Annotated in this window: 16 protein-coding genes and 1 tRNA gene; 9 read left to right on the forward strand and 8 right to left on the reverse strand. The window is 62.0% G+C overall.

Annotation, left to right across the window (positions count from 1 at the left end):
* Positions 1 to 77 precede the first annotated feature (77 nt).
* From ACSQ83_RS01390 to ACSQ83_RS01400, 3 genes are all read right to left on the reverse strand, one after another.
* Positions 78 to 167, reverse strand: a tRNA-Ser gene (locus tag ACSQ83_RS01390).
* 155 nt (positions 168 to 322) lie between these two features.
* The gene (gene serS / locus ACSQ83_RS01395) at positions 323 to 1,621 is read right to left on the reverse strand and encodes a serine--tRNA ligase (protein WP_436226999.1); all 1,299 of its coding nucleotides are present in this window, start codon (positions 1,619 to 1,621) and stop codon (positions 323 to 325) included.
* 185 nt (positions 1,622 to 1,806) lie between these two features.
* Positions 1,807 to 3,120 (reverse strand): replication-associated recombination protein A, encoded by a 1,314-nt coding sequence (locus tag ACSQ83_RS01400; protein ID WP_436227000.1) that lies wholly within the window; start codon positions 3,118 to 3,120, stop codon positions 1,807 to 1,809.
* A 239-nt stretch (positions 3,121 to 3,359) separates the two neighbouring features.
* Between ACSQ83_RS01400 and cytX the strand changes: the two genes are divergently transcribed.
* The gene (gene cytX, locus ACSQ83_RS01405) at positions 3,360 to 4,712 is read left to right on the forward strand and encodes a putative hydroxymethylpyrimidine transporter CytX (protein ID WP_414951073.1); all 1,353 of its coding nucleotides are present in this window, start codon (positions 3,360 to 3,362) and stop codon (positions 4,710 to 4,712) included.
* 68 nt (positions 4,713 to 4,780) lie between these two features.
* On the opposite strand, the gene lolA is transcribed toward cytX, so the two are convergent.
* On the reverse strand, positions 4,781 to 5,449 hold the full coding sequence (gene lolA, locus ACSQ83_RS01410; protein ID WP_414951072.1) for an outer membrane lipoprotein chaperone LolA: 669 nt from the start codon (positions 5,447 to 5,449) through the stop codon (positions 4,781 to 4,783).
* Between the two features lie 22 nt (positions 5,450 to 5,471).
* Positions 5,472 to 7,793, reverse strand: a complete 2,322-nt coding sequence (locus ACSQ83_RS01415) for a DNA translocase FtsK (protein WP_436227001.1) — start codon at positions 7,791 to 7,793, stop codon at positions 5,472 to 5,474.
* A 370-nt stretch (positions 7,794 to 8,163) separates the two neighbouring features.
* On the opposite strand from ACSQ83_RS01415, the gene trxB reads away from it, so the two are divergent.
* The 6 genes from trxB to ACSQ83_RS01445 all read left to right on the forward strand — a co-directional run bounded on the left by trxB (position 8,164) and on the right by ACSQ83_RS01445 (position 13,785).
* Positions 8,164 to 9,159: a thioredoxin-disulfide reductase gene (gene trxB / locus ACSQ83_RS01420; protein WP_436227002.1), complete on the forward strand. Its 996-nt coding sequence runs from the start codon at positions 8,164 to 8,166 to the stop codon at positions 9,157 to 9,159.
* Between the two features lie 234 nt (positions 9,160 to 9,393).
* On the forward strand, positions 9,394 to 10,260 hold the full coding sequence (locus ACSQ83_RS01425; protein ID WP_414967229.1) for a Smr/MutS family protein: 867 nt from the start codon (positions 9,394 to 9,396) through the stop codon (positions 10,258 to 10,260).
* Positions 10,261 to 10,262: 2 nt separating this feature from the next.
* Positions 10,263 to 10,883 carry a trimeric intracellular cation channel family protein gene (locus tag ACSQ83_RS01430; protein WP_414967192.1) on the forward strand — a complete coding sequence of 207 codons (621 nt, stop codon included), beginning with the start codon at positions 10,263 to 10,265 and terminating at the stop codon, positions 10,881 to 10,883.
* A gap of 191 nt (positions 10,884 to 11,074) precedes the next feature.
* Positions 11,075 to 11,728, forward strand: a complete 654-nt coding sequence (locus ACSQ83_RS01435) for a protein-L-isoaspartate O-methyltransferase family protein (protein WP_414951069.1) — start codon at positions 11,075 to 11,077, stop codon at positions 11,726 to 11,728.
* A gap of 156 nt (positions 11,729 to 11,884) precedes the next feature.
* Positions 11,885 to 12,208: a rhodanese-like domain-containing protein gene (locus ACSQ83_RS01440; protein ID WP_414951067.1), complete on the forward strand. Its 324-nt coding sequence runs from the start codon at positions 11,885 to 11,887 to the stop codon at positions 12,206 to 12,208.
* Between the two features lie 65 nt (positions 12,209 to 12,273).
* Positions 12,274 to 13,785 carry a TolC family outer membrane protein gene (locus ACSQ83_RS01445; protein WP_414951066.1) on the forward strand — a complete coding sequence of 504 codons (1,512 nt, stop codon included), beginning with the start codon at positions 12,274 to 12,276 and terminating at the stop codon, positions 13,783 to 13,785.
* A 57-nt stretch (positions 13,786 to 13,842) separates the two neighbouring features.
* Here ACSQ83_RS01445 and ACSQ83_RS01450 read toward each other — a convergent pair whose 3' ends face one another.
* Genes ACSQ83_RS01450 through hemC form a run of 3 tightly spaced genes read right to left on the reverse strand, consistent with a single transcriptional unit; the run spans position 13,843 to position 18,229 of the window.
* Positions 13,843 to 15,036, reverse strand: a complete 1,194-nt coding sequence (locus tag ACSQ83_RS01450) for a heme biosynthesis protein HemY (RefSeq protein ID WP_414951112.1) — start codon at positions 15,034 to 15,036, stop codon at positions 13,843 to 13,845.
* Positions 15,036 to 17,228 carry a fused uroporphyrinogen-III synthase HemD/membrane protein HemX gene (hemDX, locus tag ACSQ83_RS01455; protein WP_436227003.1) on the reverse strand — a complete coding sequence of 731 codons (2,193 nt, stop codon included), beginning with the start codon at positions 17,226 to 17,228 and terminating at the stop codon, positions 15,036 to 15,038. The genes ACSQ83_RS01450 and hemDX overlap by 1 nt, the downstream gene beginning before the upstream one ends.
* Positions 17,228 to 18,229, reverse strand: coding sequence for a hydroxymethylbilane synthase (gene hemC, locus ACSQ83_RS01460; RefSeq protein WP_436227004.1), 1,002 nt, complete (start codon positions 18,227 to 18,229; stop codon positions 17,228 to 17,230). The genes hemDX and hemC overlap by 1 nt, the downstream gene beginning before the upstream one ends.
* Positions 18,230 to 18,576: 347 nt before the next feature.
* Between hemC and ppc the strand changes: the two genes are divergently transcribed.
* The gene (ppc, locus tag ACSQ83_RS01465; protein WP_436227005.1) at positions 18,577 to 21,639 is read left to right on the forward strand and encodes a phosphoenolpyruvate carboxylase; all 3,063 of its coding nucleotides are present in this window, start codon (positions 18,577 to 18,579) and stop codon (positions 21,637 to 21,639) included.
* A gap of 234 nt (positions 21,640 to 21,873) precedes the next feature.
* Positions 21,874 to 22,719, forward strand: a complete 846-nt coding sequence (locus ACSQ83_RS01470) for a helix-turn-helix transcriptional regulator (protein WP_436227006.1) — start codon at positions 21,874 to 21,876, stop codon at positions 22,717 to 22,719.
* Positions 22,720 to 22,839 lie beyond the last annotated feature (120 nt).

Consider the following 22,839-nt stretch of genomic DNA (forward strand, 5'->3'; position numbering starts at 1 on the left):
CACTTTACGAGAGGTTCTCGCAGCCCTGGAAATGCAAAACCCCCGCTGATCTTTCGATCAGCGGGGGTTTTTGAATTTGGCGGAAAGGGTGAGATTCGAACTCACGGTACGCCTAAACGTACACTGGATTTCGAGTCCAGCGCATTCGACCACTCTGCCACCTTTCCATTTACTGCAACCGCTTTAGTGCTTGTTACTGCGCTTCGCGGCCTTCGCTGAACGGGTCGATGCTCAGCGAAGAGAAAGATTATAGACGACTCGGAATCGATTTCCAACCCCTTTTCGTGAGCTGGTTACAACACGCCGACTCTGTGCGCCGCGCTCACTCTGCCTTCGGCACTTCCAGTTTTTCCACACCCCGCATGTACGGGCGCAAAACCGCCGGCACCGTCACCGAACCGTCAGCGTTCTGGAAGTTCTCAAGCACAGCAACGAGCGTGCGCCCGACCGCCAGCCCCGATCCATTCAGCGTGTGAACAAACTCGGGCTTGCCCTGTGCGTTACGGAACCGTGCCTGCATCCGGCGAGCCTGGAACGCTTCAGTGTTCGAACAGCTCGAAATTTCGCGATAGGTGTTCTGCGCCGGCAGCCAGACTTCCAGGTCGAACGTCTTGGTCGCTGAAAATCCCATGTCGCCCGTGCACAGCGTGATCACGCGGTACGGCAATTCAAGCTTCTGCAAAATCGCTTCGGCGTGACCGACCATTTCGTCGAGCGTGTCGTACGATTTTTCCGGCGACACAACCTGCACCATTTCCACCTTGTCGAACTGATGCTGGCGGATCAGGCCACGCGTATCGCGGCCATACGAACCCGCTTCAGAGCGGAAGCAGGGTGAATGCGCGGTGAGCTTCACCGGCAGCGCAGAGGCTTCGAGAATGCTTTCGCGCACCGTGTTTGTCAGCGAGATTTCGGAGGTCGAAATCAGGTATTGCGTGATCGTGTTTTCTTCGCCGCCCTTCTCCACCCGAAACATGTCGTCGGCGAATTTGGGCAATTGTCCCGTGCCGACCAGAATCTCCGGATTCACGATATACGGCGTGTACGCCTCCGTATAACCATGCTGCTCCGTATGGGTGTCGATCATGAATTGCGCAAGCGCGCGATGCAGCCGCGCGATCTGCCCGCGCAGCAGCGTGAAACGCGCGCCGGAGAGCTTGGCGCCGGTTTCAAAGTCGAGTCCGAGCGGCGCGCCTACATCGACGTGATCCTTTACCTCGAAATCGAACGACCGCGGTGTGCCCCAGCGGCGCAGCTCGACGTTTTCCGTCTCGTCGCGGCCAACCGGCACGCTTTCGTGCGGCAAGTTCGGTACGCCGAGCATCAGGTCGGCGAGGCGTTTCTGGATGTCGTCGAGTTGCGCCGACGACGCTTTCATCGTCTCGCCAATTCCGCCCACTTCCGCCATCACCGCAGCCGTGTCTTCGCCGCGGCCCTTCATTGCGCCGATCTGCTTGGACAACGTGTTGCGACGCATCTGCAGTTCTTCGGTCCGCGTCTGGATCTCGCGACGTTCGATTTCCAGTGCCGCGAAAGCCGCGACGTCGAGGGTGTAGCCGCGTTGGGCCAGGCGCTGGGCGACAGCGTCGGGGTCTTTGCGCAGAAGTTGAATGTCGAGCATGGCAGGGCCGGTTCTTAGTAGGTGCGAATCCGCGATTTTATCTCAGCACCGAAAGGTTATTGGCGCGGGATAACCACGTTAGCCGTTCGGCCTGGCGTTCGAGGCGTTTTCCGTTGCAGAAAAGCCTGTCTTGAAATCGGTGGCGGCGCTATTCATCAACAATGCCTGCTTCAGAACGCCTGAGATCATTTCTTCCCGGCCTTGTTCTCACGCCGCCATTGCGCGTCCATCTCGGCCAGCCTCGCCATCTTCTCGCCGATCTTGCCTTCCAGGCCGCGCGGCGTCGGCTCGTACCAATGCGGGTCGCGCATGCCGTCCGGGAGATACGTTTCCCCCGCCGCGAACGCGTCGGGTTCATCGTGCGCGTAACGGTATTCATGCCCGTAGCCCAGCTCCTTCATCATCTTCGTCGGCGCGTTGCGCAAGTGCACCGGCACCCCGCGCGACTGATCCTTGCCGACAAACTGCCGCGCTTCGTTATAGGCCTTGTAGCCCGCGTTCGATTTCGGCGCGACCGCCAGATAAATCAACGCCTGCGCCAGCGCCAGCTCGCCCTCTGGGGTACCGAGCCGCTCATAGGTTTCGGCGGCATCGAGTGCAATCCGGCCCGCGCGCGGATCGGCGAGACCGATGTCTTCCCATGCCATGCGCACGATGCGCCGCGCCAGATAACGCGGGTCAGCGCCCCCATCGAGCATTCGACAAAACCAGTAAAGCGTCGCGTCCGGATTACTGCCGCGCACCGACTTGTGCAACGCGCTGATCTGGTCGTAGAACGCGTCGCCGCCTTTATCGAAACGACGCAAATTCTCGGCAAGCGCGCTGCCCAGCAACGCTCCGTCGATATGCGTCGACTTCTGCTGTGCCGCCGCCCGCGCGACAATCTCGAGATTGTTGAGCAGCTTCCGGCCGTCGCCGTCGGCGGAGCCAATCAGCGCGTCGCGGGCGTCGTCGGTGAAAGTAAGACCGCCCAACTCGCCCTGCGCGCGGTCGAGCAATTCGATCAGCTCGCTCGCCTCAAGGCTTTTCAGCACATAAACGGCCGCTCGCGAGAGCAACGCGCTATTCACCTCGAACGATGGATTTTCGGTCGTCGCGCCCACGAACACGAACAAGCCCGACTCCACGTGGGGCAAGAACGCGTCTTGCTGACTCTTGTTGAAGCGATGCACCTCGTCGACAAACACCAGCGTCTGATGCCCGTTCGCCCGATGAATCTGCGCCAGTTCGACCGCCTCGCGAATGTCCTTCACACCCGACAACACCGCCGACAGCGAGATGAATTCAGCGTGAAACGCCGCTGCCATCAAGCGTGCGAGCGTGGTCTTGCCCACGCCCGGCGGCCCCCAGAGGATCATGGAATGCGCTTCGCCGGACTCGAACGCGACACGCAGCGGCTTGCTGGCGCCGAGCAGGTGTTTCTGGCCGATAACCTCGTCGATAGTGCGAGGACGCAGACGCTCGGCAAGCGGAACATTGGCACGGTTTTCTTCGAACATGGCGCTCTGGGAGGTTTCCAAATGGGTCTGGTAGATCTGGTCGATCTAAGTAGTGCAGTTCGGGCAAAGGCAGCGATAATCGTGCGCTTTTCGAGACAGACGCCGCCACTGCTTCAAAATGGGCGTTTCGCCTCGAAAAAACGCGAATCGAGTCGCAACGGGTGATTATGACAGCCGCGGACGAACCGAAGAAACGCGCATGAACCGGGCCAAGCCCTACAGATAAGGACGAAACGCGAATGGGACAAGGGAACAAAGCGAGGAATACCAGGGACTCGGCCGGCGAAACCGGTGCATCGACTTACGCGCCGCTTTTGCCGGTCCCCGCCGCGCGCCGCGCGTTTGGCACATCGGACGCCTTCGCGCTGTGGTTTTCGCTCGGCATCGGCTTGCTGGTCGCGCAGGCCGGCGCGCTGCTCGTACCGGGCATGTCGCTGCCGCATGCACTTGCGGCCATCGTGATCGGCACGGTGATTGGCGTGGTCCTGCTGGCGCTCGCGGGCGTGATCGGCACGGACACGGGCTTGGCTGCCATGTCGTCGTTGCGCCCGACGCTGGGGCTACGCGGCGCATCCGTGCCTGCAGTCATCAACGCCGTGCAACTGGTCGGCTGGGGCTCGTTCGAAATCATCGTGATGCGCGATTCCGCCGATGCCCTCGCCAAACAATCATTCGGCTTGTCCATGCCGCTGATCTGGACGCTGATCTTCGGCGTGCTGGCGACAACGCTCGCGATCACCGGTCCGCTCTCGTTCGTCCGGCGCTTCTTGCGTACGTGGGGAATCTGGCTGCTGCTCGGGGGCGCGGGCTGGCTGACGTGGAATCTGCTGTCGAAACAAGACTTTGGCGCGCTGATGAACCGCCCCGGCACGGGTGACATGCCGTTCGGCGCGGGTATCGACCTGGTGGTTGCAATGCCGCTGTCGTGGTTGCCGCTGATCGCGGATTACACGCGTTTCGGAAGCAGCGCCGGCGGCACGTTCCGCGGCACGCTGTTCGGATATGGAATCGCGAACATCTGGTTCTACGCGTTGGGCGCGTTCTACGGCCTGGCAGCGGGCGGCGGCGATGCGCTGCTGACAGTCGCGCTGGCACAAGCGGCGGGCGGGATTGCGCTGCTGCTGATTCTCATCGATGAAATCGACAACGCTTTCGCCGATATCCACTCCGCCGCCGTCTCCACCGGCACCTTCTGGGCGAAGGCGAGCGTGCCGTTGCTGTCGGCGGCGTTCGGCGCGTTGTGCACGCTGATCGCGCTGCTTGTGCAGATGGGCAAGTATCAGAACTTCCTGCTGCTGATCGGCTCGGTGTTCGCGCCGCTATTTGGCGTGGTGCTGGTGGATCACTTTATCGTGAGGAAACGTCGAGTGGACGTCGCCGCACTCACCGATCCGCGCGGCCCGTACGGATTCTCGGGCGGTTGGCATGTGAGCGGGTTTATTGCGTGGGCCTTGGGAATCGCGGCGTATCACGCGATCAATCAGTGGCTGCCGAATCTTGGCGCAACGCTGCCGGCGCTCGTGGTGGGCGCGCTGGCTTATCTGGCGTTGGTGTCGGGTCGACGGGAAGAACAACGGTCTTCGGCGACTTGAGTGAATGTTTGAAGCGTGAGGACCATCTGATCCTCACGCTCGCGTGAAACCGAGCAGCGTGCGCTGCGTCAGCCGTTGATCACGTCTGCGCCCTTGGGCACGACGAACTTGAACTGATCGGCTTTCAGCGGCGGATTTTTCTCGATGTTCGAGAAGGTCAGCAACGTGACATTGCCGAATACGTCATGCAATTCCATCGCTTCGAGATTGCCGTTTTTGAAGCCGATACCGACCTGCTGGAACTGCGTGTCCTGCGCTTTAGGCGTCAGTTCCAGCCAGTCGATGCCATCCTTCACGCCCGCGTCGCGCGACGTGAAATTCTTGTCGAGGTCGTTGCTGCCGAAAAGAATCGCAGCAGGACTCGCCCCCAGCGCGTTGCCCAGCGCGCGGACCGTGACCTGGTTCAAGTCCTTGTCGTAGACATAGAGCTTGTCGCCGTCGGCCTGCAGAATTTGCGCATAGGGTTTGTCGTACGCCCAGATGAACTTGCCCGGCCGCGCGAACGTGAACGTGCCGCTCGACGTGCCGCCAATGCGGGCGGCCATGCCCTGTGTAGCCGATGCCGCCGCCTTGCTCGGCGCCTTCACTTCACGCTGGACGAAGCTGCCATGCGCCGAGTGAACCTGCGCGATAAACGCCTTCAACTGCTCGGTGCCGCTTGCGAAAGCCTGCGACGCAACCAACAAGGAAGCGCCCAAAACGACGGCTTTCAACGCCGATCTCAAAACTGACTGCATAGATAAATCTCTCCAGATAACCTTATTCGGGTTCGCGCGCCGGCGTGAGGATTTCGCGATTACCGTTCGAGGACATCGACGAAACGAGTCCCGAATTTTCCATTTGTTCGAGCAACCGTGCTGCCCGGTTATAACCGATCCGCAGATGCCGCTGCACAAGCGAGATCGATGCGCGCCGGTTCTTGATCACGATTTCGACGGCCTGATCGTAAAGCGGATCGGCTTCGCCTTCTCCGCCGCCCGCGCCTGCACCGCCCGGCGCACCGTCCTCGCCATCGCCCAGCACGCCGCCTTCAAGAATACCTTCGATGTAGTTCGGCTCGCCGTGCTCCTTCAACCTGGCCACCACGCGATGCACTTCTTCGTCCGACACAAACGCGCCATGCACACGCACGGGCAACCCTGAGCCCGGCGGCAGATAAAGCATGTCGCCCATCCCGAGCAGGGATTCCGCGCCTTGCTGATCGAGGATGGTCCGCGAATCGATCTTCGACGACACCTGGAACGCCATCCGCGTAGGCACGTTGGCCTTGATCAAACCGGTGATCACGTCGACCGACGGCCGCTGCGTGGCGAGAATCAGGTGGATCCCCGCAGCCCGCGCTTTCTGCGCGATCCGTGCAATCAGCTCTTCCACCTTCTTGCCGACGACCATCATCAGGTCGGCGAGTTCGTCGATCACGACCACGATGGTCGGCAAACGGTTAAGCGGTTCCGGTTCGTCCGGCGTCAGGCTGAACGGATTAGGAATCTTCTCGTCGCGCTTCGTGGCTTCATCGATCTTGTTGTTGAAGCCTGCAAGATTACGCACGCCCATCTTGCTCATCAGCTTGTAGCGGCGTTCCATCTCGGCCACAGCCCAGTTGAGCGCGTTGCCGGCCTGCCGCATGTCGGTGACGACCGGACAGAGCAAATGCGGAATGCCTTCGTAGACGCTCATTTCGAGCATCTTCGGGTCGATAAGGATCATGCGCACTTCGTCGGCGGTGGCTTTGTACAACAGCGACAGGATCATCGCGTTGATACCCACCGACTTGCCGGAACCCGTGGTACCCGCGACCAGCAAGTGGGGCATCTTCGCGAGGTCGGCACAGATCGGCTTGCCGCCAATATCCTTGCCCAGACCCATGGTCAAAGGCGAAGCGGCATCGGCATAAACCTGCGAACCGAGGATCTCGGACAGGCGCACGGTCTGGCGGCGCTGATTCGGCAACTCCAGCGCCATGAAATTCTTGCCCGGAATAGTTTCGACCACCCGAATGGAGACCAGCGACAGCGAGCGCGCCAGATCCTTCGCCAACCCGACGATCTGCGAGCCCTTCACGCCCGTTGCCGGCTCGATTTCGTAGCGCGTCACGACCGGACCCGGATAGGCTGCCACCACGGCAACTTCCACGCCGAAATCCTTGAGCTTTTTCTCAATCAGCCGTGATGTGTATTCGAGCGTATCGGCGGAAATGGTTTCCTTCACTTCCGGGGCAGCGTCAAGCAGCGCCAGCGGGGGAAGCGTGGAATCGCCGGGGAGATCGGTGAAAAGCGGCACCTGCTTTTCCTTCTCCACCCGTGCCGATTTGGCCAGCGCGACCGGCGGCACGATCATCACCGGCTCCTGCTCCTCGATCTTCACGCGCCCGCGCACAACCTTGCCTTCACGTTTCTCGGCCGCCACTTCGCCCAGCTTGCGGTCACGGCCCGCCTCACGGCGCATCCTCGCGCCGGTGATGGTGGCCATGATGGCGTCGCCGGTTTTTTCGCAGACGGACAGCCAGGAGAAGTTGAAATACAGCGACAAGCCGATCGCCAGCGCGATCAGCAGGAACAACGTAGCGCCGGTGAAACCCAACGCGTGGGACATCCCATGCGCGATCGCCTCACCGACCACGCCGCCCGATGCGTTTGGACGCGGCATTTGTACCTTGAGCGACCACATCCGCAGTGCTTCCAGACCGTCACTGGCCACCAGCACCAGCACGAACGCAAACGCCTCGGCGAGCCACGTGCGATCTTTCACTGGCGCTTCATCGTCACCCGCTTCGTGATTCGTGATCCGCCGATAATTCGCGATGATTCGCCGCACCAGCAGGATGACCCACCAATAGGCGGACAGGCCGAACAAAAGCAGCAGAAGGTCGGCTGTCCACGCGCCCACGCGGCCGGCCCAGTTGGCGATCTGGTCGACTTGCGCGGCATGCGTCCAGCTTGGATCGTGGCGGCTGTAACTCACCAGCGCCATGAGCAGGAACACGCAGAGCGCGACCTGCAAGATCCATCGAATTTCGGTGAAAAGGCGCGACATGCGGTGCGGCAATGCCTGCGCGCTTGCAGAATAGGTAGCTTTTGCCATTGATCCGTAAGGCTTTCTGACCCACCGCACGGCGCGCAGCGGGTCGACAGGTTTAATGACGCATTGTAAACGCTGCGTTGCGATGATCGAGCAAAAATGGTCTGCGGTTTCACCCTGTAACACACGCGTTACACGCTGCAAGCCGCGAATCGCGCTATGACCGCGATTGAAAGGATCACTCGGCGAGCGTTCTTTACGCCCTTTATAATGGCGAATTCGCACTTAACTACAGGTCAACGGCAGCAGCGCGTGGCATGCGGATCGCCGTCACGAGCGACTTTTCCACTGTCCGCGCGCGCTACTCGATATGAACCGCTGATCGGATCAACGCAGATCAACGGTTCGGCCCTAACCACAACGGATTGCTCTCATGTCATCGCCCAAACACGCAAAAGTGCTGATTCTCGGTTCCGGCCCCGCCGGCTACACCGCCGCTGTCTACGCGGCGCGTGCCAACCTGTCGCCGTTGCTGATCACGGGCCTGGCGCAAGGCGGTCAGCTGATGACCACCACCGACGTCGAAAACTGGCCCGGCGACCCGTTGGGCGTGCAAGGTCCGGAACTGATGCAGCGTTTGCTGGAGCACGCCGAGCGCTTCAACACTGAAATTGTCTTCGATCACATCCACACCGCCAAGCTGACCGAAAGGCCTATCCGCCTGATCGGCGATTCGGGCGAGTACACCTGCGACTCGCTGATCATTGCGACGGGTGCATCGGCGCAATATCTCGGCGTGCCGTCGGAAGAAGCGTTCATGGGCAAAGGCGTGTCGGCTTGCGCGACCTGCGATGGTTTCTTCTACAAGAATGGCGAAGTCGCGGTGATCGGCGGCGGCAATACGGCCGTGGAAGAGGCGCTGTATCTGGCGGGTATCGCCAAGAAGGTGACGGTGGTTCATCGTCGCGACAAGTTCCGCGCGGAGCCAATCCTGATCGACCGCTTGCTTGCGAAGGAAAAGGAAGGCCTGGTCGACATCAAATGGAACCACGTCCTGGACGAAGTCACGGGCGATGCGTCCGGCGTGACCGGCTTGCGGATCAAATGCACCGAAACCGGCACGACCAGCGACGTACCGCTGCAAGGCGTGTTTGTGGCGATCGGCCACAAGCCGAACACGGACCTGTTCGTGGGCCAGCTTGAGATGAAAAACGGCTACATCATCACGCACGGCGGCCTGCAGGGTAACGCGACGAGCACGAGCATTCCGGGCGTGTTCGCCGCCGGCGACGTGCAGGACCACATCTATCGCCAGGCTGTCACCAGTGCCGGCACGGGCTGCATGGCCGCACTCGATGCACAGCGCTATCTTGAGAGCATCGATGAAAATCCCGCCGTGCATTCGATGAGCGCCGAAGCGGAACGGTAAGCAGCGAGAGAGTTAGTGCCCGTATTAGCCTGCCGGGCACGAAGAAACGCCGGTCGCGATCCTCTGGATCCGGCCGGCGTTTTCGTTTGGCGCGCGATGTAAGTTGAACGAGGCGCCGGATAAAAACAGGCAAGAAAACACCCGCCCCGCCGATTTTTCCCCTTCCCATGTTAAAAAGGGTTTCTGGAGCGGCGTGAACCGTGTTCCCCGCCGCGCGTTTTCTTCTGCCGTGCAATGCCCAAGAACCTGCCCCATCCGAACGAACCCAAGCCGAAACGCCAGCGCGACGCTGCGCCTGCGTCGGTATCCGGTTCGCCCGCCTCCTTGCCGAAGGCCGCTGCGCCGACGCCGGAAGAAGTGTCGGCGGCGTTGAAACGCGATGGCCTCGCCGGGCTCGGCGCGTTACGCAGCACACTCGAGGCCGCTGCGGTCAAACGCAAGCTACAACGCGCCGCGGCCGCAATGGCCGAGCGCGAAGCCGTAGCAGACGCGGATATTTTTCGTCGTTCGATCGGCGCGGTGGCGCCGCTGAAAGTCCCGCCCCGCATGCCGCTGCCGCGCGTGCCGCCGTCGCCGCTGCCGTTGCAGACGCGCCTGGACGAAGAAGCCGTCCTGCACGAAGCGCTCTCCGACGAATTCGATCCCGAAAGCCTGCTCGATACCGACGACTCCCTCTCCTATTGCCGCCACGGCGTGCGGCAGGAAGTGGTGCGCAAGCTGCGCCGCGGCGCGTGGATCGTGCAGGCACAACTCGACCTGCACGGCATGCGGCGCGAAGAGGCGCGCGAGGCGCTGTCGGAATTTATCCGTGAATCGGTGAAACGTGGGCTGCGGTGCCTGCGCGTGATTCACGGGAAGGGACTTGGGTCGATCGGACGGGAACCGGTGCTCAAGGGCAAAGTGCGCGCGTGGCTCGTACAGAAAGAGGAAGTGATCGCATTCTGTCAGGCGCGGCCGCACGATGGTGGCGAGGGCGCCGTGCTCGTGCTGCTCCAGCCGGCCAGCTCACCGCATCATCACAGTCATCCGCAGGACCGGGATCACCGGCCGCATGACTCCGGCAACAGCCGCGACCAGCGCGACCAGCGAAAGGGACCGTGATCGTGCATCCCAGGCTCACGCTGGCCATCTCGATCATGGAGGCGTTCGCGATCTTCGCGTATGCAATCTCGGGGTTGATCGAAGCGAGAAAGCGCCGGCTGGACGTTGTAGGGGCCTTCCTGGTGGCGCTCGCCACCGCTTTTGGCGGCGGCACGATGCGCGATGTATTACTGTCGCGCCGGCCGTTCTACTGGGTCCAGCATCAGGACTATGTCATCGTCATCTTTTTCATGGCAATTTCCGCGCCGTTCCTGCTGCGCACGACCACACGCCTGTTCGACCAACGCGCGTTGCTGATTGCGGACGCCATCGGACTGGGCCTGTTCAGCATTTCGGGGACCTCAGTTGCGCTCGACGCGCAGATGCCCGCCTTCACGGCGGCCATGATGGGCGTGGTGACAGGGGTATTCGGCGGCATTATGCGCGACGTGCTGTGCAACGAGGTGCCGCTGATCCTGCGCGACTCGCGTCCCTATGCGGTGTGTGCGCTGGCGGGTTGCTGGGTGTATCTCGGACTGGACTGGCTCGGGCTGCAAGGGGTGTACAACGTGCTGGTGTCGACCGGATTTATCCTGGTTGCACGGCTCCTCACGCTCAAGCTGGACATTCGTTTGCCGCACTGATTCATCGAAGCAATGTCCCGCGGTGCCCCGCCACGCCGGGCTCGCCACACGCGCCAGCGAAAGCCGCCGGTGATTTGCTACAATCTCTCCTCGATTTTCGCCGTATTTCCGGCATTGCATTTTCGTCAACTCGTTGTCTTAACTCGTTACGTCAACTCCACCCCAACGGTCGATCGACCCGCAGACTGAACATGAACATCGAGCAAGCGCGTTTCAACATGATCGAACAGCAGATCCGTCCCTGGGATGTGCTGGACCAGGACGTCCTGAACCTGCTGTCGATCGTCAAGCGTGAAAACTTCGTTCCGGCCGCGTATCGCAACATCGCGTTCGCGGATCTCGAAATTCCGCTGCCCACCGGTCAACACATGCTGTTTCCGCGAGTCGAAGCGCGCGTGCTGCAGGAACTGGCTGTGAAAAAGCACGAAGTCGTGCTCGAGATCGGCGCTGGTTCCGGCTACATGGCGGCGTTGCTCGCCGCGCGCGGCCGTTCGGTGACCACCATCGAAATCGAGCCCGAACTTGCGAAGCTGGCCGCAGAAAATTTGGCCGCGAACGGTGTATCGAATGCGCAGGTCGTGCTCGGTGACGGCGCGCTGGGCTGGAAAGAAACCGAACCCTACGACGTCATCTGCGTCTCGGGCGGTCTCCCCGTCATGCCGCAGGAATTCCTCGATCAGTTGAAGATTGGCGGCCGGTTGGCGGCGTTTGTCGGCACCGCGCCGGTCATGAAGGCGCAAATCATTACGCGCGTGGACGAAAAGCAATTCCGCGTCGCCGATATTTTCGAAACGCTGATCCCGCCGCTCAAGAACGCCGTGCAACCGTCGCGCTTCAAGTTCTGATACGGCTTCGTTTCACATTCGGACTCGCGCTGGTGTTAGTTTGATCGTCCGTGCGGCGAGTCCGAAGCATCACGTTGCAAGCTGCACCTTTGTTTGTGCGGATAGCACCATCGGGCCGCCCGGCTCGCTGTCGCTAACCACTTTCACCGGAATCCCATGCAAAACCTGTCCGCACCCGAACTGGCCGAATGGCTCGCCGATACATCGCGTCCCGCCCCTGTCCTGCTCGACGTCCGCGAACCGTGGGAACTCGAAACTGCCAAGCTCGCCAACATCGTCGCCATCCCGATGCGCGATATCCCCGCGCGCAGCGAAGAACTCGACGACGAAGCGCAGATCGTCTGCATCTGCCACCACGGCGCCCGTAGCGCGCAGGTCGGCATGTTCCTGGAATCGCGCGGCTTTACCCAGGTGTTCAACTTGTTCGGCGGTATTGACGCATGGTCGCGTCAGGTCGACCCAGCCGTTCCCACGTACTGATCCGGCCGCTTTCGCGCCGCCTTTTTAGTCGTCTCCCCTTCCGCTTACCGGTCCGGACGAATCCCATGCGCCCGATGTTCGCACTCGCGCTATGCAGTCTCGGGGCCGGGTTTGCGTGCTCGCCGGCCTCGGCCGTGAGTCTCAACCAGCTCTACGATGAAGCGCTTGAAACCGACGCGCAACTCCAGAGCGCGCGCGCCGGTCTCACCGCCGACAGTGAGCAATTGCCGCAAGCCCGCGCGAAACTGTTGCCGCAATTGTCGGCATCGGTGACCGCCAGCGAGCAGCGCACGGAACTTGGCGGGGGTTTCCCGGCGACCACGGGAAACAGCAACGGTTACACCGTTTCGCTCACGCAACCGCTCATCAACGTCGCGAGCTGGCAAGGGTATCAACAAGGCCAGATTGCGCTGACGACCGCTCAGGCGCAGTTCGCCGCCGCCCGTCAGGACCTGATCGTGCGGCTAGGCCAGGCTTACTTCGACGCCCTTTCCGCGCAGGACAGCGTCGCAATCGTGCGTTCGCAAAAAGCATCGATTGCTGAGCAGCTTGAATCGGCGAAACGCTCATTCGATGTCGGCCAGTCGACCATCACCGATACCAACGAAGCCCAGGCCAAATACGATCAGTCGATCTCGCAGGAAATTGCGGCGCAGAACGATCTCGAGGTGAAGCTGGCGGCGCTGGAACAAATCGTCGGGCACCCGGTGATGCGCGTGGATGGCCTCGCGCGCGGCGTGACGCTGCCACCACCCGTTCCCGCCGACATGCAGCAATGGGTCGAGATGGCGCGCGACGCGAACTATCAGGTCGTGCTCAAGCAACTGGCCGTGGCGAACTCGCAGCGCGAGACTTTGAAGGCGAAGGCCGGCCACTATCCCACGCTCGATTTGATCGCGAGTTACGGGAGAAATAGTCTGGGGGCGGCCGGCGCCGGTAACTTCGGCGGGAATTTCGGCGGCGGTTTTGGCAGCGGCGCGAATACGATCTCGCCGGAAGTGCCGGCGGCTGCAGCCGAACTGGGCAATTACGGCGCGTATTACACCAACGCGACCGTCGGCGTTCAACTCACCATTCCGTTGTACGAAGGCGGGGCCACGCAAAGCCGCGTGCGCCAGACGCTGGCGCTGGAAGACAAGGCGGCAGCAGATCTGGATGCCGCGCGGCGTTCGGCGGCGTTATCGGCGCGACAGGCATTTTTGGGGGTATCGAGTGGACTTGCACAGGTCCGCGCACTCGAAACCGCTGAACAATCCGCGCGGACATCGCTTGAATCGAATTTGCTCGGGTATCAGGTGGGCGTGCGGATCAATATCGATGTACTCAACGCGCAGGACCAGCTCTTTTCGGCACGACGCGATCTTGCGAAAGCCCGCTATGACACACTGATTAACTCGCTCAAGCTGAAGGCATCGACGGCCAGCCTGACCGATAGCGATGTGCTCTCGCTAAACATGTTGCTCTCGCCCACCGATGACACCGCGTTGACCGCGTTGCCCGTTGCGCCCAGCGTGCCGCATCCGGGCGCGGCGGCGCGTGGAACCAACGCGGTTGGCCGTCGTTCTATGCCGCAATAAAAAAACGCGGGCTTTTCTTCAAGAAAAGTCCGCGTTTTCTTCAACATTCATAAAAAATCAAACCACGTTCATGGCGAGCGCGCTCTCGCGATAGTGCAGGCTCGCCTTTTCGCTATCGCCGAGTTGTTCATGTAAACGAGCCAGCGCCCGATGCGTGCGAATCTTCAACGGTTCGTTGTCCGCAAGTTTCAACGCCGACTCCAGGAACGCCTGCGCCTTGCCCCACAACTGCTGATGCAGGCACAAGCGGCCGAGCGTGAACATCAGGTCCGCGTCTTCGGTGCGCTCCTTCTGCCAGGCTTCGGCGCGCTGGATCAACGGCAATGCGTCGCCCGGTGATGCGCAATCCGGATATCGCCGCAACAAGCGTGCGTCCCAATTGTGATTCAACGCTTCTTCAACAATCTTGCGTGCATCGTTCCTTCGATCCAGCGCGATCAGAAGTTCGGCGGCAAGATCGGCAAGACGCGGCGATTGCCGCTCGGTCGCTGATAACGACTGCCAGAACTCCAGCAACGCGTCCGGGTTATGTCGCCGGTCGCGCAGCAGATTTTCCGCCGCGACCTGACGCAAACGCACCGCGACCGCCGGATGCAGCGCCTCGCGTTTCTCCAGCGTCTTGACCAGCTTCAGCACTTCGCCCCAGTTCTTCAATTGCTGCTGCGCGCGCAACGCAATCTGCTGCGCATGCAGGCGCCGGCCGCCCTGTGCCTGCATCTCGGTCAGCGCAACGAGCGCGCCGTCCGCGTCGCGGCCGTCGGCACGCATGTCGGCCGTTGCCATCAAACGCGCGTCCTGCCAGTCGCTGCCTTGAACCTTGGCGAGCCATTCGTCGCGACGCGCGTATTCGTGCATTTCGTGCGCCGCCTTGGCACCGATCAACCCGGCGGCACCGGCGTTTTCATCGGCGATAAGGGAATCGCGTGCGGATTTCTCCGCCTTCGAAAAGCGCCCGGCATACAAGTGGCCGATAGCATCGCGCAACGCGGTATTTGCCTTCGCGAGCCGCGAGCGGGTCCGGTACGCCGATACGCGCTGTGGCATCTTCAAGACGCTGCGAATGGCGCGCAACACGGCGTAGATCACGATAAACGATACGACCAGCGCCACCACGAACAGATTCAGCGATATATCCACGCGATAAGGCGGCATGACCAGCAGCACTTGCCCGCCGTCGAAGACGCCAACGAGCGCCAGGCCCGCAGCTGCCGCGAACAGCAGTACAAACCAGATAAGTCCGCGCATCGTCATCATCCGCCTCGCTTGAACTGGTGGACCGCCGCGAGACTCGCGTTCAGATCGGGCACGGTGACCGCGAGCGACGCCTGATCGACTTGTTGCAAGAGCGTATGAACCGCCTTGACCTTGCCTGACGATTGATCGAAATACCGGCCGAGCGCGGTGTCGGCGGCATGAAGATCCGACTTGAGCGCGGATTCACTGCGCGACAACAACGACAAGCGCGCCGACAACAACCGCAGCTTCACGTTTTCGCGCACGAAATAACCTTGATCCGGCGAAGCGAGCATGGCGTCGGCGTTATCGATACGACGCACCGACACAAGGCTCGACAACTGCTGCCCGATACCGCTGGCAATCTGCTCCAGCCACACTCTCCAAACCGGCTGGCCCGTCTTGGCAGCGATGGCGGCGGTGTCGCGCGGCGTATCGGCGTGGGCTGTTGCCGGCGTGATCGGCGCTTCGCCGGCCAGCGGCAGGGAGTCGATTTGATCGATGGCCGTGTCCAGCTTGATGGCCAGCCCGGTGAGATCGGTGGACGGCGTTGCGCGCAACTTGTCCATGTCCTGAGCGATAGCCTTGCGGATAGTCACGATCTGCGGACCCGTGGTCGCAGCCAAACGGGTGTCCGCGCTTTGCAGCGCGAACAGCGCAAGCTGCACGTTGCCGGTGAGCTGCAACTGCTGGCTCGCGCTCGAAAGAATCTGCTCGACTTCGGCGAGCGTCCAGTCGTCGCGATTGCTCGCGAGATCCTGGTATTGCTGCTGCAGCGCCTGGCTTTGCGCCTGCGCGTCGGTGAGCTTGCCCTGGAACTGGATGATCTGTGTATTGATGGCCGTTACAGAACTGGCGGCCTGATCGGCCTGTGAGCGCAGCGCGGAAGTTTGCGCGTCGTTCGCTTGAAGACGCTGCGCGAACTGCGCGTCGCGCTGATCGAACTTGCGGTTGAGCATGAAGCCGCCCACGCCCGCGACCACCACGACAATCAGCAGCACCAGCCACAGCAGCGCAGTGCCCGCGCCACCGCCACGCTGTTTCGGCGGCTGAGACTCGTAGGGCGTGAACGGCGTATTCGGCGGGTTCGACGCCGGGGGCGGAGTCGACGTAGCGGACTGCGAGGCGGTTTTACTTGAGTCGTTCGAATCAGTCATGCGTGATTGAGCCGGTTGGTGAGCCGGCGTTGAAGCCGGCCTGGAATCCGTCGGCGCGGACTCCTGGTTGGTTTGACTGGACCGGCTGAACGGCGCTGCCGTCGAGGCCTTGTATCCATGTTCCTGCGCTTTTGCAACCTGCGCGTCGGATTCTTGTTCGGGTTCTTGTTGTTTCGCAAAGATGCCGCCAAGCGCCTGCACGATACGCTCATCGCCGGCGCCGGACACCGTAATCCTATCAAAACCCGCTTGCCGCGCGGCTTCGGCAATACGCGGATGCGGGCTCACCAGCGGCGCGTGCTTGAGCGTGAGGGTTTCATCGACAGTGAGATGCTCGCGGGCGAGCTCTTCAAGGTTGCGCACGCCTTCCGAACTCGTCAGCAGCCACGCGTGCGGGACGCCGGCGAGCAATGCGTGGACGCGCTCCCAGTCGCGCATGGACGGTTCCGGCACGATCCGCCGGTACGCCGCGACCTTCTCCACGGTCGCGCCCGCAGCGCTCAAAGCGTCTGCCAGCCATTCACGGCCGCCATCGCCGCGCACGATCAGTACACGTTTGTCCTTGAGACCCCCAAGGCCGAAATGCGCTTCGATAGCCGCATGCAACGCCTCGGAATCGTAACGGGGGTCCGTGGGCGTTTCGGTCACCGTTGCGCCAGTCGCCGGACTGATGATCGTATAACCCGGCGCCGTCACGCCTTGCCGGCCGAGCGCGGCCACGCTGCCGGGGCCGACTACGCCGATGGGAATCTGCAAAGGCCACGCTGAATTGAGCGCGGCGAACGCGTGATCGATTGCATTCGGCGATACGAACACCACCAGCGCAAAGCCAAGCGGCGCGGGTGCGTACAGCTCGCCGAGCGCCGCGTGCAGCGGCGCGGCATCGGTCACGGGACCAATATCGATGAGCGGAAACTCGATTGACTCGAAACCGGCGCGCTCAAGCAACGCCAGCAGGGCGGCCGACTGGCCTAAAGGACGCGTGACGACAACAGCCGGTCGCACAGATGGCCCTTGCGCCGATGGTTGGGCAGATCCCTGAGCGCTCGCCATCAGTCGGCAGGCGAGGCAGCAGGAGGAATACGCGCGCCGCTCGCGGTGCTCAACTCACGGACGATCTCCATTGCGCCCTGCGCCTCCAGTTCGGCCGACACGCGGCTGCCGAGATCCAGCGCGGCCTGCACGTCGGCGGCACGGGCCGTGCCTTCGGCGCGCAAGACCCGCGTGCCGTCGACGGTGGATACACATCCGCGCAAATGCAGCACGCCGTCGCGCCAGTCGGCATAGGCCGCAAGCGGTACTTCGCAACTGCCGCCGAGCGAGCGCGACACCATCCGTTCGGCTTCGACAGCGGCGGCCGTCGCTTCATGGTGTAAAGGGGCGAGCCAAGCAGCGAGATTGTCGCGGCCGGCGCAGATCTCGATGCCCAGCGCGCCCTGCCCGGCGGCCGGCAAGCTGATTTCGACCGGCAAATTCACACGAATGCGCGACTTGAGGCCAAGGCGTTTCAACCCGGCGGCGGCGAGGATGATTGCCGCGTAATCGCCGCGATCGAGTTTGCCGAGCCGGGTATCGAGATTGCCGCGCAACGGACGGACGTCGAGATGAGGAAACTGCATGCGCAACATGGCTTCGCGGCGCAGGCTGGACGTCCCCACGATACTGCCTTCCGGCAACTCTTCAAGCGAAGCATAGTGTGGCGAAACGAAGGCGTCACGCGGGTCTTCACGTTCGAGAATCGTGCTCAGCGTGAAACCGTCAGGCAGTTCCATGGGCACGTCTTTCAGCGAATGCACGGCCAGGTCGGCGCGGCCGTCGGCCAGCGCAGCTTCCAGTTCCTTGACGAACAGGCCCTTGCCGCCGACCTTCGATAAGGTCCGGTCAAGAATCTGATCGCCGCGTGTCGTCATTCCGAGAATTTTGACGTCGCAAGATGGATATAATTTGTGCAGCGCAAACCGCACGTGCTCAGCCTGCCACATGGCTAGACGGCTTTCCCGCGAGGCAATGACCAGAGTGTCGGGCGGTGGCGTGGAAGGCGTCTCGGAGTTCATTGCAAAGTCAATCGGATGACGGGATGGATAACAAACAATGGTAGCACGCACGCCATTGCCCAATTACAGTCGGACCCCGCGCCCGAACGCCACGGCGCGGGCTTCGAGCAAGGCGGCAGGACGGAGACAGCAAGGGTATGCCGCATCGCGCGGCATCGCCGGGGCACGCATTTTATCGTGTGATCGCGGTTGGACGCCCTCGTTATCTCGGGTTTCGTCGGCTACGGTGTAATGAGGCATGGCAAAGCAGTCGAACGTCGCACCGGCCGGCGGTCTCGCGCCCTTTTGTCTTTTCTGGCGCTCGGCCGCCCCGGTATCCTGTCTCTGGCTTTCAAGAGGAATTCAACGTGACGTCTCCCGGATCGGCGCGCAACGCCCGCCCCCGCCGCAACGCTGTATCGAAGGATGCTTCTTCCGCCGCGCCCGCTACGGCGCCCGCCGTTCGTAGCCGCACAGCCGCCGCTACCGTTTCTGCCAGCAAGGCGTCCAAATCCGCCGCCCCCGTGAAAACGGCTGCGACCGGCACGACGAAACGTGTGACGAACGGCCGGGTTGCGGCTGCTCCTGCGCCTGCGCCGGCAAAAGCCGCGAAGAACGGCAAAGCTCCTTCCCGCGCCCGCGATGACAAGGACCAGCCGCTTTTCGAAGACATCCGCTATCTCGGCCGCCTGCTCGGCGACGTGGTGCGCGAGCAGGAAGGCGACGAAGTGTTCGATGTCGTGGAAACGATTCGTCAGACAGCGGTGAAGTTTCGACGCGAGGAAGACAACGAGGCGTCGCAGACGCTGGAAAAGCGGTTGAAATCGCTGTCGCCCGAGCAGACGGTGAGCGTTGTGCGCGCGTTCAGCTATTTCTCGCATCTCGCGAATATCGCGGAGGACCGGCATCACAACCGGCGCCGCCGGATTCATGCGCTCGCCGGTTCCACGCCGCAGCCCGGCACGATGGCTTATGCCATCGAACGCCTGAAGGCGAGCCCGAACGCGAAGTCGGCGAAAAAAACGCTGCAAAAGTTTTTCGATGATGCGCTGATCGTCCCGGTCTTGACCGCTCACCCGACGGAAGTTTCGCGCAAGAGCATTTTGGACGCGCAGCACGAAGTCGCGCGGTTGCTGGCCGAACGCGATCAGGAACTGACCGCGCGCGAACGCGCGCACAACGAAGCAATGTTGCGCTCGCGCGTGACATCGCTCTGGCAAACGCGGATGTTGCGCGACGCCCGCCTGACCGTTGCCGATGAAATCGAAAACGCGCTTTCGTATTACCACGCGACGTTTCTCGAAGAAATTCCCGCGCTTTATGCCGATATTGAAGCCGCGCTGAGCGAGCACGGCCTGCCCGCGCGCCTGCCGCCGTTCCTGCAAATGGGCAGCTGGATTGGCGGGGATCGCGACGGCAATCCGAACGTCACCGCGCCCACGCTCGTACACGCCATCACGCGCCAGGCCACCGTGATTTTCGAACATTATCTCGATCAGGTGCACAGGCTGGGCGCGGAATTGTCGGTATCGCATTTGCTGGCCGGCGCCAGCGATGCGCTGAAGGCGCTCGCCGATGCGTCGCCGGATTCGTCGGCGCATCGGATTGATGAGCCGTATCGGCGCGCATTGATCGGCGTGTATGCACGGCTGGTGGCGAGCGCCGACGAGCGGCTCGGGACGGGCGTGGTCGCGGCGCGTAGCCGTCATCCGGCGAAACCGTATGCATCGGCGGCGGAATTTGCAGGCGATCTGAACGTGCTGATCGAATCGCTTGCCGCGCATCACGGTGAGTATTTGTCCGCGCCGCGTTTGTCGCCGCTGGCGCGCGCGGCCGAGGTGTTCGGCTTCCATCTGGCTAGCATCGACTTGCGTCAAAGCTCGGATATCCACGAAGCCGTGATCGCGGAGCTGCTCGCGCGAGCGGGCGTGGAGGACGATTACGCGGCGCTGCCGGAAGCCGATAAAGTCGCGTTGATGCTGAGCGAACTGGCACAACCACGGCCGCTGCGCCTGCCCTATTCCGATTACTCGGATCTTGCGAAGAGCGAACTCGGCGTGCTGGAAACGGCACGCGTCACGCGCGAGAAATTCGGTACGCGCGCGGTGCGCAACTACATCATTTCGCATACGGAAACGGTCAGCGATTTGCTGGAAGTGATGTTGCTGCAGAAGGAAACGGGCTTGCTGCAAGGGCGGCTCGGACACGCGAAAGATCCCGCGCACGATGGCCTGATGGTGATCCCGCTGTTCGAAACCATCGCCGACTTGCGCAATGCGCCGCACATCATGGGCGATTTTTTTGCGCTGCCGGGCGTGGACAAGCTGGTTGAACTGCAAGGCGGCGAGCAGGAAGTGATGCTCGGTTACTCCGACAGCAACAAGGACGGCGGTTTCCTCACGTCGAACTGGGAGTTGTATCGCGCGGAATTGGCGCTGGTCGCTTTGTTCAAGCAGCACAAGACCACGCTGCGGCTCTTTCACGGCCGCGGAGGTACGGTCGGCCGCGGCGGTGGTCCGACGTATCAGGCGATCTTGTCGCAGCCGCCGGGCACCGTCGATGGCCAGATCCGCACGACCGAGCAAGGCGAAGTGATCGCGAGCAAGTTCGGCAATGCGGAGATCGGGCGTCGCAATCTTGAACTCGTGGTTGCCGCTACGCTGGAAGCATCGCTTCTGCCGCACGAAAACACGCCGCCGCAGTTGCCGCTGTTTGAAGCCACCATGCAGACCCTGTCGGATTCGGCAATGGCTGCGTATCGCGCGCTGGTTTATGAAACGCCCGGGTTCAAGGAGTATTTCTTCGAATCGACACCGATTTCGGAGATCGCGGAGCTGAACATCGGCAGCCGGCCGGCATCGCGGAAACTGCAGGATCCGAAGCAACGGAAGATTGAAGATTTGCGGGCGATTCCGTGGGGCTTCTCGTGGGGCCAATGCCGCTTGCTTCTGACCGGGTGGTATGGGTTCGGCAGTGCAGTGACCGGTTTCCTCGATGCCGCTCCCGACGCCGCCGAGCGCACCAAGCGTCTCGCGACGCTGAAGAAGATGCACAAGACCTGGCCGTTCTTCGCGAATTTGCTGTCGAACATGGACATGGTGCTGGCGAAGACGGATATCGCGGTGGCATCGCGTTACGCGCAGCTCGTCACCGATAAAAAGCTTCGCAAGCATGTGTTCGGCCGGATCGTGGCGGAATGGGAGCGGACGTCGGACGTGTTGTCGGAAATCACGGGGAACAACGAGCGGCTCGCGAATAATCCGCTGCTTGCGCGGTCGATTAAAAACCGCTTTCCTTATTTGGATCCGCTGAATCACTTGCAGGTGGAGTTGCTGAAACGCCACCGCGCGGGGGATGACAACGTGCGGTTAGGACGCGGGATTCATTTGACGATCAACGGGATTGCGGCGGGGTTGCGTAATACGGGGTGAGATAGCGAAAGCAAGGTGATTGCTTCATCGAAGAGGCCGGCTCGTGTCATACAAGCCGGCTTTTTCATTTCGTCGCCGTGAGTTTTCACGGTCCCTACAGGTTTTCGTCAGTATTTCCCTACGAGCCGCGACGCTACAATCACGTCCTCTTGTACCGGTACAAGTTGAGCGATTATTCTGGTATCAAACATACCCGAGGCGTTGCCCGACTTTCCAAAGTGCGTATTGAGCCTCATGCCCTTGTCACCCACCACCAACAACACCGACGCCGCCCCGCCCCTCGACGCCACCCCAGCCCACGCTCTTGGCGACTTCATCCGTGCGCATCGGGAACGGTTGTCGCCAATGGCCGTCGGCCTGCCGCCCGGCCCGCGCCGCCGTACGCCCGGCTTGCGACGCGAAGAAGTCGCCCAGTTGTGCGGCGTCAGTCCGACCTGGTACACGTGGATCGAACAAGGACGGCCCGTGTCCGCCTCCGCCGACGCGCTTGCGCGCATCGCCGTGGCGTTGCAGTTATCACGGGCCGAACGGGCGTATCTCTTTGAACTGGCCGCCCAGCGCGACCCCGCCGAACCCGATCCGGCAGCGCAGGACGCGCCGGCAGCGCTGCTGAAATCGGTGGAACTGATCGATGCGCCCGCCTACGTCCTCGACCGGCAGTGGAACGCGTTGCGCTGGAACGCACAGGCGGCATCGCTATTCACCGGCTGGCTCGACGACGTTCAGGACCGCAATCTGCTTAGCTTCACATTTACCGCGCCCGGGGCGCAAAGCTTGATCGTCGATTGGGAAACGCGCGCGCGAAGGCTGGTCGCGGAGTTCCGGGCGGATTCAATTCGCCACCTGAACGATGCCCCCACGCGAGCGCTGATCGATTCGCTCAGCGCCGCCAGCGATGCGTTCGCCCGTTTTTGGGCGTCGCAAGACGTGGGCGAACGGGAAGGCGGTACGCGGGAATTCAATCATCCAACCCGCGGGCGCCTGGTGTTTGACCAGATTACGTTCAAGCCGGCGCACCGGGAGGATTTGAAGCTGGTGATGCTGGTGGGCTCGGACGCGGCGGAACGCATTCGAGAATAGCTAGTTCAGGTATACGAATCAGGGCTATCGGCATGCTTCTGCGCATCCTATAGCCGAAAAAAATGCCCGACCGGTACGATCGGGCAAAGCCGCTTCTCCCCGGCAGGGCCGCAGGAGAAC

Source organism: Caballeronia sp. LjRoot29, assembly GCF_964252755.1.
GTDB lineage: Bacteria > Pseudomonadota > Gammaproteobacteria > Burkholderiales > Burkholderiaceae > Caballeronia.